This window comes from Roseburia lenta (assembly GCF_014287435.1).
Classification (GTDB): domain Bacteria; phylum Bacillota; class Clostridia; order Lachnospirales; family Lachnospiraceae; genus Pararoseburia; species Pararoseburia lenta.
Window position 1 is genome coordinate 355,823 of sequence record NZ_JACOPG010000003.1, and the last position, 20,721, is coordinate 376,543.

13 protein-coding genes are annotated in these 20,721 nt (G+C 46.9%); 11 read left to right on the forward strand and 2 right to left on the reverse strand.

The features are described from left to right. Window positions 1-135: 135 nt before the first annotated feature. The 6 genes from H8R94_RS09075 (at window position 136) to H8R94_RS09105 (ending at window position 10,052) form a co-directional block, all read left to right on the forward strand. Window positions 136-846 carry a LytR/AlgR family response regulator transcription factor gene (locus H8R94_RS09075; RefSeq protein WP_118281648.1) on the forward strand — a complete coding sequence of 237 codons (711 nt, stop codon included), beginning with the start codon at window positions 136-138 and terminating at the stop codon, window positions 844-846. Between the two features lies 1 nt (window position 847). Next, window positions 848-2,134 carry an ATP-binding protein gene (locus H8R94_RS09080; protein WP_186854464.1) on the forward strand — a complete coding sequence of 429 codons (1,287 nt, stop codon included), beginning with the start codon at window positions 848-850 and terminating at the stop codon, window positions 2,132-2,134. A 116-nt stretch (window positions 2,135-2,250) separates the two neighbouring features. Further along, window positions 2,251-4,326, forward strand: a complete 2,076-nt coding sequence (locus H8R94_RS09090; protein WP_243238492.1) for a glycoside hydrolase family 2 protein — start codon at window positions 2,251-2,253, stop codon at window positions 4,324-4,326. A gap of 29 nt (window positions 4,327-4,355) precedes the next feature. Beyond that, window positions 4,356-5,873, forward strand: coding sequence for an MFS transporter (locus H8R94_RS09095; RefSeq protein ID WP_186854465.1), 1,518 nt, complete (start codon window positions 4,356-4,358; stop codon window positions 5,871-5,873). Window positions 5,874-5,956: 83 nt separating this feature from the next. Beyond that, window positions 5,957-9,253, forward strand: coding sequence for a hybrid sensor histidine kinase/response regulator (locus tag H8R94_RS09100; protein ID WP_186854466.1), 3,297 nt, complete (start codon window positions 5,957-5,959; stop codon window positions 9,251-9,253). 25 nt (window positions 9,254-9,278) lie between these two features. Then, a complete protein-coding gene (locus H8R94_RS09105; RefSeq protein ID WP_243069553.1) occupies window positions 9,279-10,052 on the forward strand; it encodes a response regulator in 774 nt (257 codons plus the stop codon). Here H8R94_RS09105 and H8R94_RS09110 read toward each other — a convergent pair. Beyond that, a complete protein-coding gene (locus H8R94_RS09110) occupies window positions 10,049-11,134 on the reverse strand; it encodes an HD-GYP domain-containing protein (RefSeq protein WP_118281653.1) in 1,086 nt (361 codons plus the stop codon). The two genes, H8R94_RS09105 and H8R94_RS09110, sit on opposite strands and share 4 nt — an antisense overlap. A 183-nt stretch (window positions 11,135-11,317) precedes the next feature. Here H8R94_RS09110 and H8R94_RS09115 point away from each other — a divergent pair, with 183 nt between their 5' ends. From H8R94_RS09115 to asnB, 4 genes are all read left to right on the forward strand, one after another. Further along, the gene (locus H8R94_RS09115; RefSeq protein ID WP_118281654.1) at window positions 11,318-12,334 is read left to right on the forward strand and encodes an NAD-dependent epimerase/dehydratase family protein; all 1,017 of its coding nucleotides are present in this window, start codon (window positions 11,318-11,320) and stop codon (window positions 12,332-12,334) included. Window positions 12,335-12,582: 248 nt separating this feature from the next. Then, window positions 12,583-14,331, forward strand: coding sequence for a bifunctional diguanylate cyclase/phosphodiesterase (locus H8R94_RS09120; protein WP_118281655.1), 1,749 nt, complete (start codon window positions 12,583-12,585; stop codon window positions 14,329-14,331). 13 nt (window positions 14,332-14,344) lie between these two features. Beyond that, complete coding sequence (locus H8R94_RS09125; protein ID WP_186854467.1) at window positions 14,345-16,045, forward strand: EAL domain-containing protein; 1,701 nt, start codon at window positions 14,345-14,347, stop codon at window positions 16,043-16,045. A 96-nt stretch (window positions 16,046-16,141) separates the two neighbouring features. Next, window positions 16,142-18,004 carry an asparagine synthase (glutamine-hydrolyzing) gene (gene asnB, locus H8R94_RS09130; RefSeq protein ID WP_118281657.1) on the forward strand — a complete coding sequence of 621 codons (1,863 nt, stop codon included), beginning with the start codon at window positions 16,142-16,144 and terminating at the stop codon, window positions 18,002-18,004. Between the two features lie 86 nt (window positions 18,005-18,090). On the opposite strand, the gene hflX is transcribed toward asnB, so the two are convergent. Then, window positions 18,091-19,395 carry a GTPase HflX gene (gene hflX / locus H8R94_RS09135; protein ID WP_243069554.1) on the reverse strand — a complete coding sequence of 435 codons (1,305 nt, stop codon included), beginning with the start codon at window positions 19,393-19,395 and terminating at the stop codon, window positions 18,091-18,093. Window positions 19,396-19,506: 111 nt separating this feature from the next. Here hflX and H8R94_RS09140 point away from each other — a divergent pair, with 111 nt between their 5' ends. Continuing rightward, window positions 19,507-20,697, forward strand: a complete 1,191-nt coding sequence (locus H8R94_RS09140) for an alanyl-tRNA editing protein (protein WP_186854468.1) — start codon at window positions 19,507-19,509, stop codon at window positions 20,695-20,697. Window positions 20,698-20,721: the final 24 nt, after the last annotated feature.

Genomic DNA, 20,721 nt, shown 5'->3' on the forward strand with positions numbered 1-20,721 from the left:
TCGGATCTTTTACCATATTTGTCCGGTTGCCGTTTTTTATGGGGAAATCCTTGGCACATTCTTTTCCAAGCCTTGCGAAATTAGGAAAAATCATGCATTATAGAAAGATGAAATCAGGAGAGAAAGGAAAAAGACATGTATCGGATTGCAGTAGTCGAAGATGAAGAACAGTACAGGGATGAAGTGTGTCAGTATATTCAAAAATACGAAGAAGAGCATAAACTGGAGTTTTTGGTCACGACCTATGCGGACGGACAGGAGATCGTGGATGATACAGAGGCGCGCTATGACATTATCTTTTTCGACATCGAAATGGCGCAGTTAAATGGCATGGATGCAGCCAAAGTAATCCGTGGGCGCGATGCAGATGTGGTCATGGTATTTATCACCAATATGGCACAGTACGCCATCGAAGGCTACGAAGTGGGCGCATTGGATTTTGTCTTGAAACCGATTGACTATTATGGCTTTGCCTTTCGATTGGAACGTGCTATCGGCCGTGTGCATGGCAAGCGTGATAACTTAGAGTTTGCCATCAATACGCAGGGCGGTATGAAAAAACTCAATTCTAACGATATTTACTATATAGAGATAGAAAATCGATTTTTACATTATCATACAGCAGAGGGAGAGTTCGCCCAGCGTGGTACTTTGCAGAGTGCGGAAGAAATGTTTAAGGATTATCATTTTGTCAAATGTAATCATTGGTATCTGGTCAATCTCAAATATGTGACCGAGATTGAAGACAATGTGGTACATGTTGCCGGTGCGCAACTGGAGATCAGCAGACGAAACCGGGCGCACTTTTTGAAGGAAGTGACAGACTACATCGGAGGAGGCTTTTAACATGAATTTTTTACCTTATGCAAATCTCCTGGAGCAGATTTTTGTTGTTTTATCCGGTCTGGTCTATCTGTTGCCTTTACAGAAACGTGAACCGATCGAAGTTCGTTTTTTATCGGGACTCATCATGGGGGGCGCCCTCATGGTTGGACCAGCGGTGGTCTTGCCGCAGAATGGTTCAACAAACTTTTTGCTTGTGGCCTTAGATCTGGTCGTTATGTCTTTTGTCGTCTATTATTGTGCCACCATAAAAAAGAGTGCGGCTTTTTATGTTGCGATCTGGTCCCTTGTGACTTCGCAGTTTTTTATGAATTTATGGCATGTTCTTTATCAGTTGTCTCCTTTTCGCAATAATGGCAGTCTGGCTGCCTTGCTCTGGGGCGTGCTTGGATTCTATGCCGTGGGGCTGACGATTGTTGGGCTGACAACGGCGAAGTGTATGCCGGAAAAGGGAAAGTACCATATTGGACCGCGCCAGATGACATCCGCAGTTTTGTTCTTAGCAGTTTTTGAAATGCTGGATCAGATGATGCGCATCGTGCATTTTGGCAGATATAATCTCATGTATTATGTGGTACTGCTGGTCGTACAACTTTATTGTGTGTCTCTGCTTTTTATCCAGTCGGAACTTTTCAAAAAATCTGCCTTGGAAAAGGAACTTTTTACCATGAATATGCTGATGAAGCAGCAGGAAGAACAGTATGAGATCACGCGCGATAACATCGACATGATCAATCAGAAATGCCATGACCTCAAGCATCAGGTTCGAGCTTTGCGTGGGCTTGCCGATGATGAGAGCAAGGAACGTTATCTGAAAGAATTGGAGCAGTCGGTCGAGATCTATGGTGCGATCGTCAAGACCGGAAACGATGTATTGGATACGATTCTAACGGAAAAGAGCCTTTCCTGTCAGGCAAAGGGCATCAAGATCAATTGTATCGCGGACGGTAGCAAACTGGAATTTGTTGATCCGGTCGATCTCTATGGTATTCTTGGCAATGCCGTGGATAATGCCATGGAGGCGGTGGAAAAGATCTCGGATGCCAGAATGCGTCTGATTGATATTGCCATCTTTACCAGAGACCGTTTTCTGGTTATCAATATCACCAATCCTATGACCGGTCAGGTGAAATTAAAGAATGGACTGCCGGTCTCTACCAAGCCTCACAATGGCTATCACGGCTATGGGCTGCGCAGTATCCGGCATAGTTTGGGACGCTATGACGGCACGATGAGCGTGAACGTATCTGACCATACCTTTGAACTGAAAATGCTCCTGCCTTTGCCGTAAAAGGTGGGGCAGACCACTTAGGGAAGTCTGACTACCACTTACGATAAGTATGTTGTTATTTGTTTTAGGAGCGTTTAAAATGCACATATATAAGCATGTTTTATAAAGGAGGAAGTATGAGAAATAGCATTTCCCTGAACCCAAATTGGAAATTTTCTATAAAAGATCAGCCTGCTATTGAGGTCAACATTCCACATACTTGGAATGCCATAGATGGACAGGATGGTGGCAACGATTATTACCGTGGTATCGGCACTTACGAAAAGACTTTTGCAAAGCCTGACTTTGATGCCAATACACAGGATGTTTATTTGGAATTCTGTGGTGTCAATGCGACGGCTACAGTCTTATTGAACGGTCAAAAAGTCGCTTCTCATGACGGCGGCTATTCTACTTTTCGTGCCAATGTGACAGCGCTTTTGCAGGAAGAAAATGATCTTCGCATTGCAGTGGACAACACAGTCAACACGAGAGTCTATCCACAGAAAGCAGATTTCACCTTTTATGGTGGTATCTATCGTGATGTCAATCTGCTGGTGGTATCCAAGAATCATTTTGAATTAGATTATTACGGTATGTCCGGTATGCAGATCACGCCGGAGGTAAAGGGCGATGCCGCAGACATCAACATGGAATCCTATGTGTATCTGGAGGAGGGCGCAGATGCCTCTGCTTACACTGTAGAACTTTCCATTTTAGACCATGAAGGACAGGTCGTTTTAAAAGAAGAAGTATCGCTTGCTGATTTTACCTTTGACCAGCCTCGCTTTGGCGCTATTACAGACGAAAACTGGCTCAAGGGCAAGGGGCGTGCTGCTGACCTTGTGGCGGATGTCAGAGTGGATCTTGCCCATACAGCCAGGCAGGCAGCATCCCATGTATTCCACATGGACCAGCCACATTTGTGGAAGGGCGTGGTTGACCCGTATTTATATACCGCTAAGGCAAGCCTGCTATTTCACGGGCAAGTTCTAGATGAAATCAGCCAGCGTTTTGGCGTTCGTTCTTTTGCAGTATATCCGGATAAAGGATTTTACCTGAACGGAAAGCCATATCCGCTTCATGGCGTTTCCCGCCATCAGGATTTCAAGGGCATCGGAAATGCCATTCCCAAAGAGCAGCACAAGCGTGACATGGAACTGATCAAGGAGATCGGAGCCAACACCGTGCGTCTGGCACATTATCAGCATGATCAGTACTTCTATGATCTGTGCGATGAGGAAGGTATGGTCGTATGGGCAGAGATCCCATATATTTCCGAGCATATCCCGTCAGCCCGTGCCAATACGATCACACAGATGCGTGAACTGATCTTACAGAATTACAATCATACCTGTATTGTGACCTGGGGACTTTCCAATGAGATCACGATCTCTACCAAGAATAAAAAGGACATGTTAGACAACCATCATGTTTTGAATGATCTTTGCCATAACATGGATGCGACAAGAAAGACCGTACTTGCCTGCTATGCTATGTGCAATCCGTTTGGCAAGGTCGTACATATCTCCGATATTGTAAGTTACAATCTCTATCTGGGATGGTATGTGCCGGGCTTGTTCTTGAATGATATTTTCTTTGCCATCTTCCACACCAGATATCCGAAGCGCGTGCTGGGCTATTCTGAGTATGGTGCAGAGGGTATGCCAAACCTCCACAGTGAGCATCCGCACAGAGGAGATCACACGGAGGAATATCAGGCAAGATATCATGAATACATGGTACGCTGCTTTGCCAGATTTCCATGGCTTTGGGCAACCCATGTGTGGAATATGTTTGATTTCGCGGCAGATGCCAGAGATCAGGGCGGTGAGCCGGGCATGAACCACAAGGGACTGGTGACCTTTGACCGCCAGACCAAGAAGGATTCCTTCTACCTTTACAAGGCATACTGGAATGCAGAGCCTATGGTCCACATTTGCAGCAAGCGCTTTGTAGACCGTAAAAAGAACCGTATCACGGTCAAAGCCTACTCCAACCAGCCGAGTCTGCAATTCTACTGCAACGGAGAACTGGTTGCGACAAAAGAGGCAGATCATGTCTTTACCTGCAAGATCGATTTGAAAGACGGAGAAAACGAGATCCGCGTGGTAGCAGGAGATCTGGAAGATACGGCAACTTTTGTACGCACAGACACGCCGGCAAATTACAAACTTTCAAAGAAGCGTTCTAAGAGCGCGAACTGGGTATAGAAAAGATATTTATTTAAGGAGGTTTTTTCATGAGTGAAAAACAAAATGTGGAAGCAAGTGGACTGAACCGCGCAAAGCCGTATCAGTTGGTACTGTTTCCTCTGAACAATGGTGCTACCAATGTCTACTATGTATTGGTACTTTCCTATATTGCGACATTCGGTTCTAACGTACTTGCACTTGGACTGATGTTTGCATCTATTATGGTAACAGCCATGCGTCTTTGCGATGCTATCACCGATCCGATCATTGGTGCATTGATCGACCGCACCAATGGCAAGTTCGGAAAGTTCCGTCCATTTATGGTGATCGGCAATCTGGTCATGGCAGTCAGCATCATCTTACTTTATATCGTAACGCCGTATATTCCGGCAGATATGATGCCGCTGCGTTATGTGGTCTTTGTCCTTTTGTATTTTGTATGGGTTATCGGATACACTTTCCAGACTTCCTGTACCAGATCCGGACAGACCGTACTTACTAACGATCCAAAGCAGCGTCCGCTCTTTACCATCTTCAATACGGTGGGATCTTTAGTCGGTATGGGTGTGATGCAGTTCGTTGCGCCGATCCTGCGTGCCAACGTTGCGGATTACTCAAGTGCAGACTTTTACCGTGTATTAACACCAATTGGTGTTGTTATCTCAATCGTTTTGACCCTGCTTGCCGTGATCGGTATCTGGGAAAAGGATCAGTCGAAGTACTTTGGTGTCGGTGGAGAAAAACAGAAAAAAGTCAAAGTTTCCGAGTACATCGAGATCATCAAGAACAACAAGCCGATGCAGCGTCTGATGATCGCCGGAGCCGGATGCAAACTTGCGCTTTCTATCGCGACAAATACAACGGTTCTGTGTATGCTTTACGGTTGTATGATGGGCAATTATGACAGCCTCTATCTGCCGATGATGATCTTAGGCTATGCAGCGAGTGTACCATTCTTCCTTTTGACCGTCCGTACTTCCCAGAAGAAGGGACAGAAAGCATCCTTAGTCCGTTATGTATCCGTAGCACTTGTCTGCTATGTGGGCGTACTGGCACTCCTCTTATTGTGGAATCCGTCAAATGGCATGAATCTGATATTCCCGAGCGTCAACGTATATACGATCCTCTTTATCATCTGCTTTGGTGTGGGTTATGGTGCTTACTATGCAACCGCCGATATGCCGATCCCGATGGTAGCGGATTGTTCCGACTACGAGACATATCGTTCCGGCAAATACATCCCGGGAATCATGGGAACTCTGTTTTCGCTGGTAGATAAACTGGTATCTTCCCTGGCTGCAACGGTCGTAGGTATCGCCGTAGGTGTGATCGGACTTTCCAATCTGCCGACCGCAGATACGCCATATGCACCGGGCATGAACTGGGTTGTTATCGTCCTCTTCTGCCTGATCCCAATGATCGCGTGGGCAGTGACCCTGATCGCTATGAAGGGCTATTCTCTGACCGGAGATCGCATGAAAGAGATTCAGGAAGTAAATGCCAAGCGTAAGGAAGCCATCGCAGAAGGCATGAGTTTAGAAGAAGCAATGGAAAAATACAAATAAATTTCACAAATACCCCCTTGTCTTGGCAGGGGGGCTTTTTGTATATTAGAGATAGAATTTGTTGTGACAAAAGAGGTGGGAAGATGGAGACATTTGACTTTTATTTTTTTACACTGACAGCAGAGCAGTTGATGACCTGTCTAAAGACTTTGCAACTGGCGGGCATCTTTATTCCGGTGGTCAGTATCGTTGTGATCTTACAAAAGGAGCAGAGTAAGGGGGCAACCTATCTCATGCTTGCCAATGCCGCCTGTTCCATTGTCAACTGTGCTTATCTGATGATCCTGGAAACGGACAATTCTCAGGCGTTGACGACGGCGTACCGCATGGAGTATGTCGGCATCTCACTTTTCTTTTTCCTCTTTATCCTCTTTATGATGGAATACCAGCATATGCGCTTTTCCCGCGTCGTTTCGATCGGGTGGCCTCTGTTTGAACTGATCGAGGTACCACAGATGTGGATGCGGTCTTCGACTTATATCATTTTAAATGAGGAAGGACAGGAGTTAGGCCAGGCGGCGCAGAAAGTGTCAGAGGCAGTTGGCAATGTTGCGGGTGCAAATGGCAACACATCCGATGCAGTTCAAAACGGGCAGCGTATGATCGGTGAGATGGGCAAGCAGTGGATGGGAAATGTGCATATCGCTCTGGATGAGCGCCTTGGCATGTATCAGGTCAATATGGATGGCGGTGTTCTCTACTATGTACGTTACGGCTTGATCGCATCCATGCTCTTATTCCTCTTTGTCTATACGCTTTGCCGTTTTATCAAAATGAAGAATAAGACCGAGCGACACAACCTTTTTCATCTGATGCTGGCACAGGGCTTCCTATTGGTCATGCTCATCTTTTCCCAGTTTGCAGATATTCCTTTCGATATCATGCCGATCGCATCCTCCGTCGTGATCTGCGTCATGACCTTGAGTGTCATGGTGGGTGAATTTTTCACGGTGACTGACCAGGGGCGTGACTGGGTATTTGAGCATACTAACGATGTCTTTTTGATCGCGGATGATGCCTACGGTTATCTGGATGCCAACCGTTATGCCAAGAAACTTTTTCCGGTCTTACGCCGTTTTCACAAAAATCAGGAACTTCCGGAGGAAGTTTTGCAACTCTTTCAGACGACAGAGGATGAGGTGGAACTGGATGGCAGATTTTACGAGCGCCGTCTGGCGACCTTATATCAGAATGAAAAGCACAAGAAAAAGATCGCCGGTTATAGCCTGATCTTAGTAGATGTGACAAAGCAGTTACAACTGGTGCAGGAGGCAGAGGCTGCCAACGAAGCCAAGTCTGCCTTTCTTTCCAATATGTCACATGAGATCTGTACCCCGATGAATGCCATTGTCGGCATGACCGAGATCATGCTGCGCGGGGATGTGACGGAGGAGCAGGAGGAGTACCTTTCCAATATCAAAGTATCCGGGGATGCCCTTTTAAATATCATCAATGACATTCTGGATTTTTCCAAGATCGAGTCCGGCAAGATGGAACTGGTAGAAGAAGACTATGCACCCATGTCTATGATCAGTGATCTGGGTATTATGTTTTTGACCAGGATAGGCGAGAAAAATGTAGAACTCCTCTACGACATTGACCCGACCCTGCCAAAGACTTTACGTGGGGATGGTCTGCGCGTGCGCCAGATCATCATCAATATCTTAAACAATGCCGTCAAATTTACAGAAAGAGGCTATGTGAAACTTTCGATCAAGGTGGAGGATAAGACGGAGCAGGATCTTGTCCTTGCCGTGAGTATCAAGGATAGCGGATCCGGCATCCGCGAGGAAGACCAGAAGAAACTTTTCCAGTCCTTCTCCCAGGTTGACAGCCGGAAAAATCATTCCAAAGAGGGAACCGGTCTGGGGCTTGCCATTTGCCGTCAGTTGGTTGAAATGATGGGGGGACAGATTGGTGTCAGAAGCACTTACGGACAGAGCAGTGAGTTCTACTTTACCATCCGCCAGAAGATCGCAGAGGAGAGTCCAGTTGCCAGTCTGCCGGAGGAGAAAAAGACCCTGCAGATCGGTGGTGCTTTTTCCAATACCTATTTGCAGGAGAACTTCGAGCGTCTGGTGCGTGCCTACGGCATAGAACCGATCGCGCCGGATGTCATGGCAAAAAAACGCCCGCATGTAGACTTCCTCTTTACGGATACCCTGGTCTACGAGGAGCACAAGGATGCCATCCATGGTTCTTTGTTGGGAGATAAGCAGATCTGCGTTCTGCAAAATCCGGTACAGGAGGCTTTGCGGGATGCCAAGGTCATGGTCATGAACAAGCCGCTCTATTCGCTCAACTTCTGTCAGGCGATCCGCAGAGAGGGACAGGTGACCTACGCGGGCACTTCTGAGGTCTTGAATTTCAAGGCACCGGAGGCAAAGATCCTTCTGGTCGATGACAATAAGATGAACTTAAAGGTTGCGATTGGTTTGCTGGCACCTTTGCAGATGCAGATCGACACGGCAGAAAACGGAAAACAGGCGCTGGAAATGCTGGAGGCGCATACCTATGATCTGGTCTTTATGGATCACATGATGCCGGTCATGGATGGTGTGGAAGCCACCCGTCGGATCCGTGAGTGGGAAAAGGGCAGTCAGGAGCATGAGATCGTGATCGCCCTCACGGCAGACGCCATGAGCGGCGCCAAGGAGGAGTTTGTAGCGGCAGGCATGGATGATTTTGTGGCAAAGCCGATTGAGATCAAGGAGATCTGCGGCAAGTTAAAACAATATCTGCCTGAGGATAAGATCATCAAGACAGAGGATGTGGCAGCAGAGGCGGAGGAAGAAGAACTGCCTGTCATTGAAGGACTTAATGTAGAAGAAGGCGTGCATTACTCGGGAGGCAAGAAACTTTTCTTGAGCCTCTTGGGAGACTACTACAAACTGATCGATACCAAGACGAAAAAGATGCAGCAGTGTCTGGCAGATGGTATGATCCGGGATCTGACCATCGAAGTCCATGCCCTCAAGAATACCTCCCGCATGATCGGTGCAGACCGTCTGTCTGCCCTCTTCAAGGCAATGGAAGACCTGGGCAATGCCAATGACCGAAAAGGACTTGAAGAAAGACTGCCGGAAGTATTAGAATTATATACAAGTTATAAAGAAGTCCTGCGTCCTTACGGAAGTCTGGACGAGGCAAATTTACAGGAGACCTCAAAGGAAGAACTGAGCCGTATCTTAGGTCAGATGGCAAATGCCATGGATGACTTTGATCTGGACGGCGTAGATGCTGCCATGGCAGAATTGGAAGGCTATCGTATGCCGGAAGATCTGGCAGAGGATATGGATGCACTGCGGGCAGCGGTTGCGGATGTCGCCATGGAAGAAGTCATGGATCTTTGTCATGCCATGGTGGATAAGTTGGGGTAAAAAAGAAAAGTAAGTGGAGAAAATGATGAAGGAAACGTATAAGATTTTGATCGTGTCGGAGGTACAGGGCTATCTTATCCTGTCACTCAAGGATAAGATAAAAGAGGCGGGCTATGATGTGAGCGTGGTCGAGCCGGATGTGGCACAGATCTCAGCCGAGCGTGATACCATCGGTGCCTATCTGATCTGTGGATCGGACGGGATCGGAGATATGCAGCAGGCTCTGATCTATCTCAAAGACCAGTCAGCCGAGCGCGACATTCCCATCTTTACGGTGGGAAGCAGGGAAGAAAATGACGCTATCGGACGTGTGATCTCAGGCCACCTCATCCGTCAGTTTTTTGAGCGCCCGGTCAATGTCAATGAATTGGTGGAAGTTATCGATGCCTATATCGCAAAGTTTGGCGCACAGCACAAGAAAAAGGTTCTGGTCGTAGATGATTCCGGGGCAATGCTGCGCAATGTCAAAGGCTGGCTGGAAGACCGCTATCAGGTCATCTTAGCAAATTCCGGTGCCATGGCGATCAAGTATTTAGCGACCAACCGCCCGGATCTGGTACTGTTAGATTATGAAATGCCGGTCGTAGATGGCAGACAGGTGCTGGAAATGATCCGTACAGAGACAGAATTTTCCGATGTTCCGGTCATTTTTTTGACAAGTAAGGATGATAGGGAAAGTGTGATGCAGGTCATGGCACTCAAGCCGGAAGGCTATCTGCTCAAGACCATGGAGCCTGCAAGGATCATCGCGGAAGTCGATGCTTTCTTTGAACGCCAAAAGGCAAAATTATTTGATTAAATGATCTCTTCGACATAGAGATCCAGACGTTTGGACAGATCTACAAATTCTCCGCTTTCTAATTGGATGAGAGGGCGGAGAAGTTTTTTTGTGTCGATCATGCTGATCTTGCCCTGACTGCCATCGCTCAGACGGACAGAGTTGCCGACATAGGTCTGGGCGATATGTTCCAAAAAGGTCAGGATGAATTTGGGGTTGTATTCGGTTAGTCCATTGCTTTCAAAGAGGGCGATCACTTCAAAAGGACAGACTGCCGAACGGTAGCAGCGATCCGAAGTCAGTGCGTCGTAGACATCCGCAATGGCTACGATGGAAGCAAAGGTGTCAATACGGTCCCCGGTAAGACCGAAAGGATAGCCCTTGCCGTCAAAACGTTCGTGGTGCATGAGAGCGGCATTCTTGATCCGCTTGTCGATGCGCTCCCGTTCCATCATGCGGTAGCCTAAAACCGTATGTGTCTTCATGATCTCATATTCTTCCGGTGTCAGCCGGTCAGGTTTTTCCAAGATCTCATCCGGGATCTGTACTTTTCCCACATCATGTAAAAGCCCACACAGGGTCAAAACATCCAGATTGGCTTCGTCCAGATCTGACCACATACCGATCAGGCGTGAAATGACGGCGACGTTGATGCTGTGCACATAGGTGGAGTCGTCCAGATCGCGCATATTGTGCAGCATATCCAGTAAGGAAAAGGAAGCACGATTGTGGTCGAAAAGTTCCAGCGTGTCCTGTAAAAGGGCAGAGGTATCCAGATGCGCATCGCCGGCAACAAAACGACTCAACTGTTCCTGAAAAATGCTGGCACTCTGCGTATAATGCTCCCTGAATTCTTTGAAAGATTCGCTCTGGCGGATACGTTTGGCGTAAGTCGGTTCGCTACGGTCTGCCTTTTCAAAGGACATTGGATCAATTTCATTTGGCAGGATCGTAACGGACGGCACATGGTAGTATTTCATGTGCTGGATCATCTGCTGACTTAAAATGGAGCCTCTGAGAACGATCAACTGTCCACGGGGCGTAAAGACATCAGCCGCAACGATCATGCCGGGTTGTAATTCGTTCAGTGGATAGGTAACCATGGCAAGTTTCCTCGCTTTATCTACTACTATCGATCATTTTAATATGAAGAAATTATAACATGTTTCCCTCTTTAATAAAACCTTAACAAAAGTAAAATATTTGTGCAATACTGACGCTCTATGATACTACCTGTAACAAACAAAGAAAGAAAAATTTAAAAATAGAAAAGGAGCAGAAAGATCATGAGTAGAAAATATTTAGTAACAGGAGCAGCAGGATTTTTGGGAAGCACGGTATGCAGGCAGTTGGTGGAAGAGGGGGCTGACGTGAGAGCCTTTGTTCTGCCAAACGATCCGGCAGCAAAATATATCCCGGAGTCCGTGGAAGTCGTAGAAGGAGATCTGTGTGACAAGAAATCCTTGGAGCCATTCTTTGCCGTAGAGGATGGCGTGCACACGGTAGTCCTTCATGTGGCAAGCATGGTAACGACCAATGCAGATTACAGCAAGAAATTGGTTGACGTTAATGTGGGCGGCACCAAGAATATCATTGCAAAGTGCTTAGAGCATAAAGAATGTGACAAACTTGTCTATGTCAGCAGCACTGGAGCCATCCCGGAAGCACCAAAGGGAAGAAAAATCCATGAAGTAAAGAAATTCGATCCGGATCAGGTCGTAGGCTGGTATTCCAGAACCAAGGCAATGGCAACACAGGCGGTTTTGGATGCAGTCACGGAAAAAGGTTTAAATGCCTGCGTCGTTCATCCAAGCGGAATCCTTGGACCAAATGATTTCTCCATCAGCGAGACGACCGGAACCATCATCCGTATCATCAACGGAGATATGCCGATGGGTATGGAGGGATCCTTTAACCTGTGCGACGTCAGAGACTTGGCAGATGGTGTGATCGCTGCTGCGGATAAGGGTGTGGCAGGCGAGTGTTATATCCTTGGAAATGAGGAAGTGACCATGCGTCAACTCAGTGATATGATCGCGTCCGAGACCGGCTGCACACCGATCAAGCATTTTCTGCCATTGCCGGTAGCAAAGGGAATTGCGAAGATTGCAGAAAAGACAGCCAGCTTATCCGGAAAGAAACCGGTCATGACCTCCTTTGCCGTATATAATCTGGAGAGAAACAATACGTTTGACTATAGCAAGGCTAAGAAAGTATTAGGCTACCATACCCGCCCATATACCGAGACCATTCGTGATGAAGTACAGTGGTTACAGCAGGAAGGCAAGATCAAGACTGCGTAAATCCCGGGAAAAGAAGTAAACAGAATTTTACGAAAAAGCAAGAAAATTCTGAAAAACTCAAATTGTTTGAAATTTCTCGGGGGGGGGTAAAACTATATCATATAATTTAAAAACGCTTGTTGAAATATCTGACAATAAATGGTAATATTTTCATGGGTTACAAGACCTTTGAGTAGGACAGCAGAGGCTGAAAATCCTTTGTGCTGCGCAGGAGGCATAACAAAGGATGAAGCACAGGAGGATATTACATGAAAGATAAGATGATTTCTCAGGAATTATTGGAGATATTGGGAGAACCCCAAGAAGCAATCACACACGAGCATACATCGGACAATGAAGGGGAAAAGGAAGTTTTCCTCTTCTTTGAGCGCGCAGCAGAATTGTTTTCTACCTGCATGAATGATTATCTATATGTTTGGGATCTGGAACATGACGTTTATTATATTACAGAGAGGGCAGTGGCACGTTTTGACCTGCCCTCTAATGTTTTCCAGAATGTAGATGAGGTGCACAAACGTGTGGTTCACCCAGATGATTATAATCTGCTACTTACAGATATGAGCGAGATGCGCAGTGGGCGTAAGTTCTGGCACAATCTGCGTTATCGCTGGATGAGTGTCAATCAGGAACCGGTCTGGATCAACTGTCAGGGGCGTACGATCCGTTCGGAGGATGGCAAAGTCTTTCTTATGATCGGCTGCATCAATGAGATCGGCGAGAAGAAAAAGGCTGACAATGTCAGCGGACTTCTGGGTGAAGTGACCTTTCAGGAGCAGATAAAGCAGTTCCATAAAATGCCGCGATGCTATATTTTACGTTTGGGGATTGATGATTTTAAAAATATCAATGAAACGCTGGGCATAGGTTATGGCGATCACGTTCTTTTTGATGTTGCTACCTGTATCACGGATTGTCTGGAACCGGGGCAGGCCGTTTATCGGATGACATCGGATGAGTTTGTGGTCTTTGATCTTATCAGTAAGACCAAAGAAGATGCCAAGGCTTTGTATAGCAATATCCGATATCATGTGGCAGAACATATCAAGGAGCACGAATATGAGGCTTTATATACCTTGTCTTGTGGGGTGATTTCTGACGCAGATTTAGAAACGCTGGACTACGAACAGATTACCAAGTTATCGCAGTTCTCCCTCAGCCGCGCCAAGGAGCGTGGTAAGAATCAGCTGGTATTCTTTGATCGAGAGGATTATGATACCTTTGTTGCCAACCGGCAGATGACGCGCAATCTGCGAAAGGCGGTTTCAAAGGAATATCAGGGCTTTGAGTTGTATTTTCAGCCGATTATGCGTGTGGGATCCGAGGAGATCTTCGCGGCAGAAGCCTTGCTTCGCTATCGCGATGCCGAGGGAACACTTATTCCACCATACCGTTTTATTGATCAATTGGAGGAAAGCGGTCTGATCGTGCCGGTTGGCAGATGGATCATTGATACCGCATTGCGGGCATGTGTGGAATGCCAGAAGATACGGCCTGATTTTAAGGTCAGCATCAATTTCTCTTATGTACAGATTTTAAAGAGTTCTGTTTATGAGGATCTGACAAGCGCAATAGAAAAATATCATTTGAAGCCGGAGAGCGTCATTGTGGAATTGACAGAAAGCGGATATTTGGCGCGCAACGCTATTGTGACAAAACTCTGGAGAAAATTAAAAGAATATGGTGTGCAGATGGCACTGGATGATTTCGGTACGGGCTATTCCAACCTGATCAACTTATCCCAGATGCAGCCGGATATCTTAAAGATCGACCGTGAGTTCACCTGCAAGGCACTGAATAGTGATTACGAACACCAACTTCTAAAGCAGATCATTGAGATGGTTCATAGCCTCAATATCAAAGAAGTGGTCGAGGGTATCGAGGAAAAGGACGAGTTAGACCGTATTACGGCGATGGGACCGGATTATATTCAGGGCTATTATTACAGTAAGCCTTGCCCAATCGACGATTTCATGGACAAGTTTATTGATAAAGAGTAGATGGAGAAGATCTATGGGGGATATAGGAAGATCTGCAGAGCAGGTAAAAGATAATACAATGCATGCCCTAGACACGACCGGTCTGTCCGATCGTGTCTTTGATGTGTTTGCAGCGACGGCCAAGAGAGGATATCTCTTCCTCTGCAATATGAAAACCAATGTGTCACGCTGGTCCAGACGTGCTATGGCGGATTTTGATATGCCGGGAGAATATATGTATGATGCCGGCGCTATCTGGGAAAAACGGGTACATCCGGACGATCTTGCCATGTATCAGGAGAGCATAAAGCGTATTTTTGATGGTACAAGCATGAGTCAGAACCTTATGTATCGTGCAAAAAACACTGAGGGCAAATACGTCATGTGCTCATGTGAGAGTGCTGTCTTCAAGAGCAAGGACGGGGAGATAGATTATTTTGCCGGTACCATTACTAATTATGGTATCATGGATGAGGTCGACAATGTGACACATCTTTCCAGCAAATCCGCCTTTTTAGAGCGCTTGGAAGAAATGACAGAGGAAGATAGGTCAACTACGGTCATGATGCTGGTCATTGACAAATTGAGCAGTATCAATACCTTGTATGGCTACCGCTTTGGAGACGAGGTGCTGCGGTTTTTCGGGGCAGAACTGCAGAAGATTGTTGGTGAACGAGGAACGGTCTATCACATGGATACGTCCATGTATGGGGTCTGCATGCATGATATGGATCGGGCACAGACCAAACTGCTCTATGAGGCAATTCGAGCCATGGCATATCGGGGGTTTGACATCGGTGACAAGCATGTAACCTGTCGTGTGCTGGGGAGCGCTGCTATTTTTGGCAATGCACATGGAGAGACAGATCGTATTACAGCCAATCTGGGTTATGCGATCGGACAGTCCATGACCATCTATCATGGAGATATTGTTTTTTACAATATGGAAAAACATAAGCATGAATTTGGCGATCGGGATATGATCGGCACGATCTACCAGCAGATTATGACTGATTTTTCCGGATTTTCCCTCTACTACCAGCCGATCGTAGATGCCAGAAATAATCGGATCATAGGTGCAGAGGCTTTGATACGCTGGCAGGATGACAAGTATGGATTTGTATCGCCAGACCGTTTTATTCCTTTTATTGAGCAGAACGCCTGTATTTTTGAACTGGGTAACTGGGTTATATGGCAGGCTTTGCAGGATGCAACAGAGATTCGTCGGATCATTCCTGATTTTATTATCAATGTCAATATTGCGGCACCGCAACTGGAACGTCCTGATTTTCATTATGAGGTGCTCAATGCTTTACATGATACCGGTTACCCGCCGCAGAATCTTTGCCTGGAACTGACGGAACGCTGCCGAGAACTGGATACTGACTTCCTGCGAGGAGAGATCGAATTTTTCCGCAGCAATGGAATACGTGTTGCTATGGATGATTTTGGCACAGGAAATGCGTCATTACAACTGATACTGGAATTACCGCTGGATGAGATCAAGATCGACCGGTCTTTTGTGCAGAATATACAGAATCATCCTATGAATCAGATCATTGTATCGGCAATTGCTGATGGGGCAAGGACGATTCATGCAGATATCTGTATTGAGGGTATTGAAGATCAGGCGCTGGAGTTGTATCTGCAGCAGTATCATCCAACCTATTATCAAGGTTATTACTATTCCAAGCCGGTGGCTAAGGGGGATTTCTTATCCTTGATTTCATCTTAGGAAACCATTATAATCGTATGGATAGATGCGCATAGACAAGCAGAAAACGTGCATACTATATTGACAGCAAATACAAGACCAAAGGAAGATTATGATATGTGTGGAATAAGTGGATTTATTGGAAGAAGCAAAGAGGATTGGGATCGAGAAGCCGTCTTAAAGAAGATGATGGACAAGATCATCCATCGTGGACCGGATCAGGAGGGCATGTATGTCAATGATCAGGTGGCGCTGGGCTTTCGCCGGTTGAGTATCATTGATCTGGATCACGGTATGCAGCCGATGTTTAATGAGACAGGGGATGTCGTTATCGTATTTAATGGCGAGATCTACAATCATCTGGAATTGCGTGAGGATCTGATTGCCAAGGGGCATGTCTTTGCTAACAATGCAGACACAGAGAGCCTGATCCACGGCTATGAGGAGTACGGTGTAGACCTGCTTTCTAAGGTGCGTGGCATGTTCGCTTTTGTGATCTATGATATGAAAAAGGATCTGGTATTTGCCGCTAGGGATTTCTTCGGCATCAAGCCGTTTTATTATACACAGCAGGATGGAAATCTGGTATTTTCATCTGAAATCAAGAGTATTCTGGCATACCCAAACATCAAGCGCGAGGTCAATGAGGCAGCCTTAGAGCAGTATATGTCTTTCCAGTATTCCGTATTGCCGGAGACCTTCTTCAAGGGGATCTTTAAGTTGCCGGCAGGACATTATATGCTCATGCAAAACGGTGAGATCGAGATCCATCAGTATTACGATCCGCTCATGCAGCCGGCAAAAGAACCGGAGTCTCTGGAAAAGACAGTAAACGAGATCGAGGAGATCGTACACGAGTCTACTATGGCGCATATGATTGCAGACGTAGAGGTCGGCGCTTCGCTTTCCAGTGGTGTGGATTCCTCTTATCTGGTGGCTGAGTTCCCGGGAGAAAAGACCTATACCGTTGGATTTTTGGATAAAGAGAGCAAGTACAACGAGATCCGTTACGCAGAGAGCCTGACGGCAGAACTCGGCAAAAAGAACATCAATAAGACCATCAGTGCGGATGAGTATTTTGACAGCATTCCAAAGGTTATGTATTACATGGATGAGCCTTTGGCAGATCCGTCCTGTATCGCACTTTATTTTGTAGATGAACTGGCAGCAAAGGACATCAAGGTTGTCTTGTCCGGTGAGGGCGCAGACGAATTTTTCGGAGGCTACAATATCTATCATGAGCCTTTGTCTTTGGCTGGTTATCAGAAACTGCCATTGGGACTCCGCAAGGGCTTGGCATCCATTGTCAAGAAACTGCCTAATTTCAAGGGCAAGAACTTTATCATTCGTGGAAGCAAGAGCGTGGAAGAACGCTTTATCGGCAATGCCAATCTTTTCTCTGTGGAGGAGCGTGAGGAGATCTTACAGACCAAACTGACCCATGTGACACCACAGGAGTTGACGGCACCTTACTATGAAAAGTGCAAGGGCTTGAATGACATTGCAAAGATGCAGTATATTGATATGAACTTCTGGCTGCAGGGGGACATCCTTCTGAAAGCGGACAAGATGAGTATGGCACATTCTTTGGAGGCACGTGTTCCGTATCTTGACATCAGGGTATTTGAATACATAAAGAATCTGCCGATCGATTATCGTGTGACAGATGAGGCAACCAAGAGAGCCTTTCGTATTGCGGCAAAACGCCATTTGCCGGAGTCGACGGCAAATAAAAAGAAACTGGGATTCCCGGTTCCGATCCGTGTGTGGTTGAGAGAACCGAAGTATCTGCACAGGGTTGAGGAGGCATTTTCTTCGGATGTAGCGGCACAGTATTTCGATCAGACCCTTTTGACGAAACTGCTGGCTGACCACAGAGATGGCAAGGCTGATAACAGCCGCAAGATCTGGGCAATCTATGTATTCTTAGTATGGCACAAGATCTATATTGAGTCTGATGAGGTAGACATTCCGGCATAGGATGAAAATAAAAGACCCGACATTCTGCTAAGCGTTATGGCGCTGACAGGTTGTCGGGTCTTTGTTTGTATGACAGAAAATGCTGCTTATCCGATGCGGTAGGACGCGACCTCCTGCATAAGGGCATGATCTTTGGCGGATGGTGTGAAGGTGACCTGCATATAAGTGCCGTCATTTTGGTATTCCGTCTTGGCGACTTCGCCGGCTTCCGAGATTCTGTGCACAAGCGAACCCTGGCTGTAAGGGATCAAAAGTTCCATGGTCACAGGCTTGCCAAAGAGGTTGGATAAGATCAAGTCGGCAAGGGCATCCATGCCAAGGTCTGCACCGGCTGCCATATGGATATGGTTTCCGGTAACGATCGGAAGATCATGAGCAAACTGAGGCAGGCGGTCTGCCTTGTTGTAGGCGATGATCATAGGAATATCGCCGGCACCCAGATCATTTAAGGTATCCTGGGTCACGCGCATATGCTCGCGGTAGTAAGGATCTGATACATCCACCACCTGCAGCAAAAGATCTGCACCGATCGCCTCCTCCAAGGTGGAGCGGAAGGCATCGATCAGATGATGGGGAAGTTTATCAATAAATCCCACGGTATCGGATAGGTAAAAGGCAGGCTTGCCGGGAATGGTGATCTTGCGCACCGTAGTATCCAAGGTGGCAAAGAGCATATCTTCCTGCAAGACTTTTTTGTGGGAGATGTCTGTGATCTCATCATTGCCGTAGTGCGACAGCATGGCGTTTAAAATGGTGGATTTGCCTGCATTGGTGTATCCGACCAGAGCCACGGATGGGGTCTGGGAAGCGTTGCGGCTCTTGCGCTGGGTCACCCTTTGCTTTTTGATCGTCTGGAGTTCTTTTTTACACTCAGTAATGCGGTGACTGATATGTCTGCGATCCAGTTCCAGTTTCTTCTCCCCGGCACCTTTGTTGGAGCGTGATCCACTGCCGCCGCCCTGCCTTGACATGGCGGTTCCCATACCGGATAAACGAGGCAGAAGATATTGGAGTCTTGCCAGTTCTACCTGTAATTTGGCTTCGCGGCTGCGCGCTCTGGACTGGAAGATCTCAAGGATGAGTGCTGTGCGATCCAAGATGGGAAGTCCGATCTCGAGGTTTAAGTTGCGTGCCTGCGATGGGGATAAGGCATTGTCAAAGATGATAAGGTCTGCATCCAAATTGGCAGCAGCCTCCTTGACCTCGTGTACCTTACCGGAACCGATGTAGAGCGCCTGGTGCGGGGCATCCAGGGATTGTGTGATGGTAAAGACCGGCGCAATATCACAAGCCTGACAAAGACTTTCCAGTTCTTCTAAGTTGTGTTCAAAAGAAGATCCGTCATTTAATTGTAAGCCAACGAGAATGGCTCTATCTTTTTCTTCGTTCATGTTTTGTGTTCTCATTTCTTTTTTGTGTCTTTTATCATACCATAAATCCCATGCTTGTGCTATGATAGGATATTATGTGGCGTAAAAGCCGGATATCTGTGAGGTGATCGAATGGAAAAAACAAAATGTTTGTATGATAAATTCCCATATGAGACGGAGTTTGATGCCAATGTCCTTGCGGTAAAGGCATTGAAAGAGGCACAGGATCGTTACGAAGTGATTCTGGATCAGACCCTCTTTTTCCCGGAACAGGGGGGACAGACACCGGATCAGGGATGGTTGTCTGTTGGACACGGACTGCGCCCGGCTACTAGGTGTGAAGTCTTGGATGTGCAGATTCGGGACGGTGTGATCGTGCATGTCATAGAACAGAAGTTGGAGCCGGGAGATCAGGTGCATGGACAGATCGATTGGGATTATCGCTTTTCCAACATGCAGCAGCACACGGGAGAACATATTTTTTCCGGTATCGTGCATTCTACCTTTGGCTATGAAAATGTGGGATTTCATCTGAGTGATTCCGTGGTGACCATGGACTTTGACGGCGTCTTGTCCCCGGAGGATGTGACGGCGATCGAAACGCGGGTTAATCAGGTGATCGCGGATGATCTGGTCTTGGAGATCGCTTTCCCGACACCCCAGATGCTAGAGAGCATGGAATACCGCAGCAAAAAGGAATTGGAAGGTCAGGTGCGGATCGTTACGATCCCGGGAGTTGATGTCTGTGCCTGCTGTGCGCCGCATGTCAGACGTACCGGAGAGGTCGGCGGACTCAAGGTCATGCATGTGCAGAATTATAAGGGCGGTGTGCGGATCAGTATCTTATGTGGCTTTCGTGCGTTGGATGCTTTTCGGCAGAAGACAAAGACTGTGGATGAAATGATGGGATTGCTCAGTTCATCGGAAGAAGAACTGAGAAGTCATATCAAGCGTTTACAGACAGAAAACCAGAATCTGGCGTATGCCCTCAGGCAGGCACAGGAGAAGATCCTGGCGCAGGAGGCAAAAGGTCTGGATGCGGATGCAGAGGATGTGGTCCTTTTTGCGGATGCCTGTGATAGTAAGGCAATGCGCAGCATCGTCAATGACATGGTAAAAGACCATGCGGGCTACTGTGCGATCTTTGCGGGCGGTGATGAGCAGGGATATCAGTTCATCGTGGGAAGCCGGACGAAAGACTGCAGGCAGGAAGCCGCGCATCTGCGGGAGACTTTCGATGCCAGAGGCGGTGGCGGAACGCAGATGATCCAGGGAAGTGTCCGGGCAGCCAAGGTACACTTGGCAGAAAACTGGATGGCTTAGTTTTTTGATAGAAAAAATAGATAA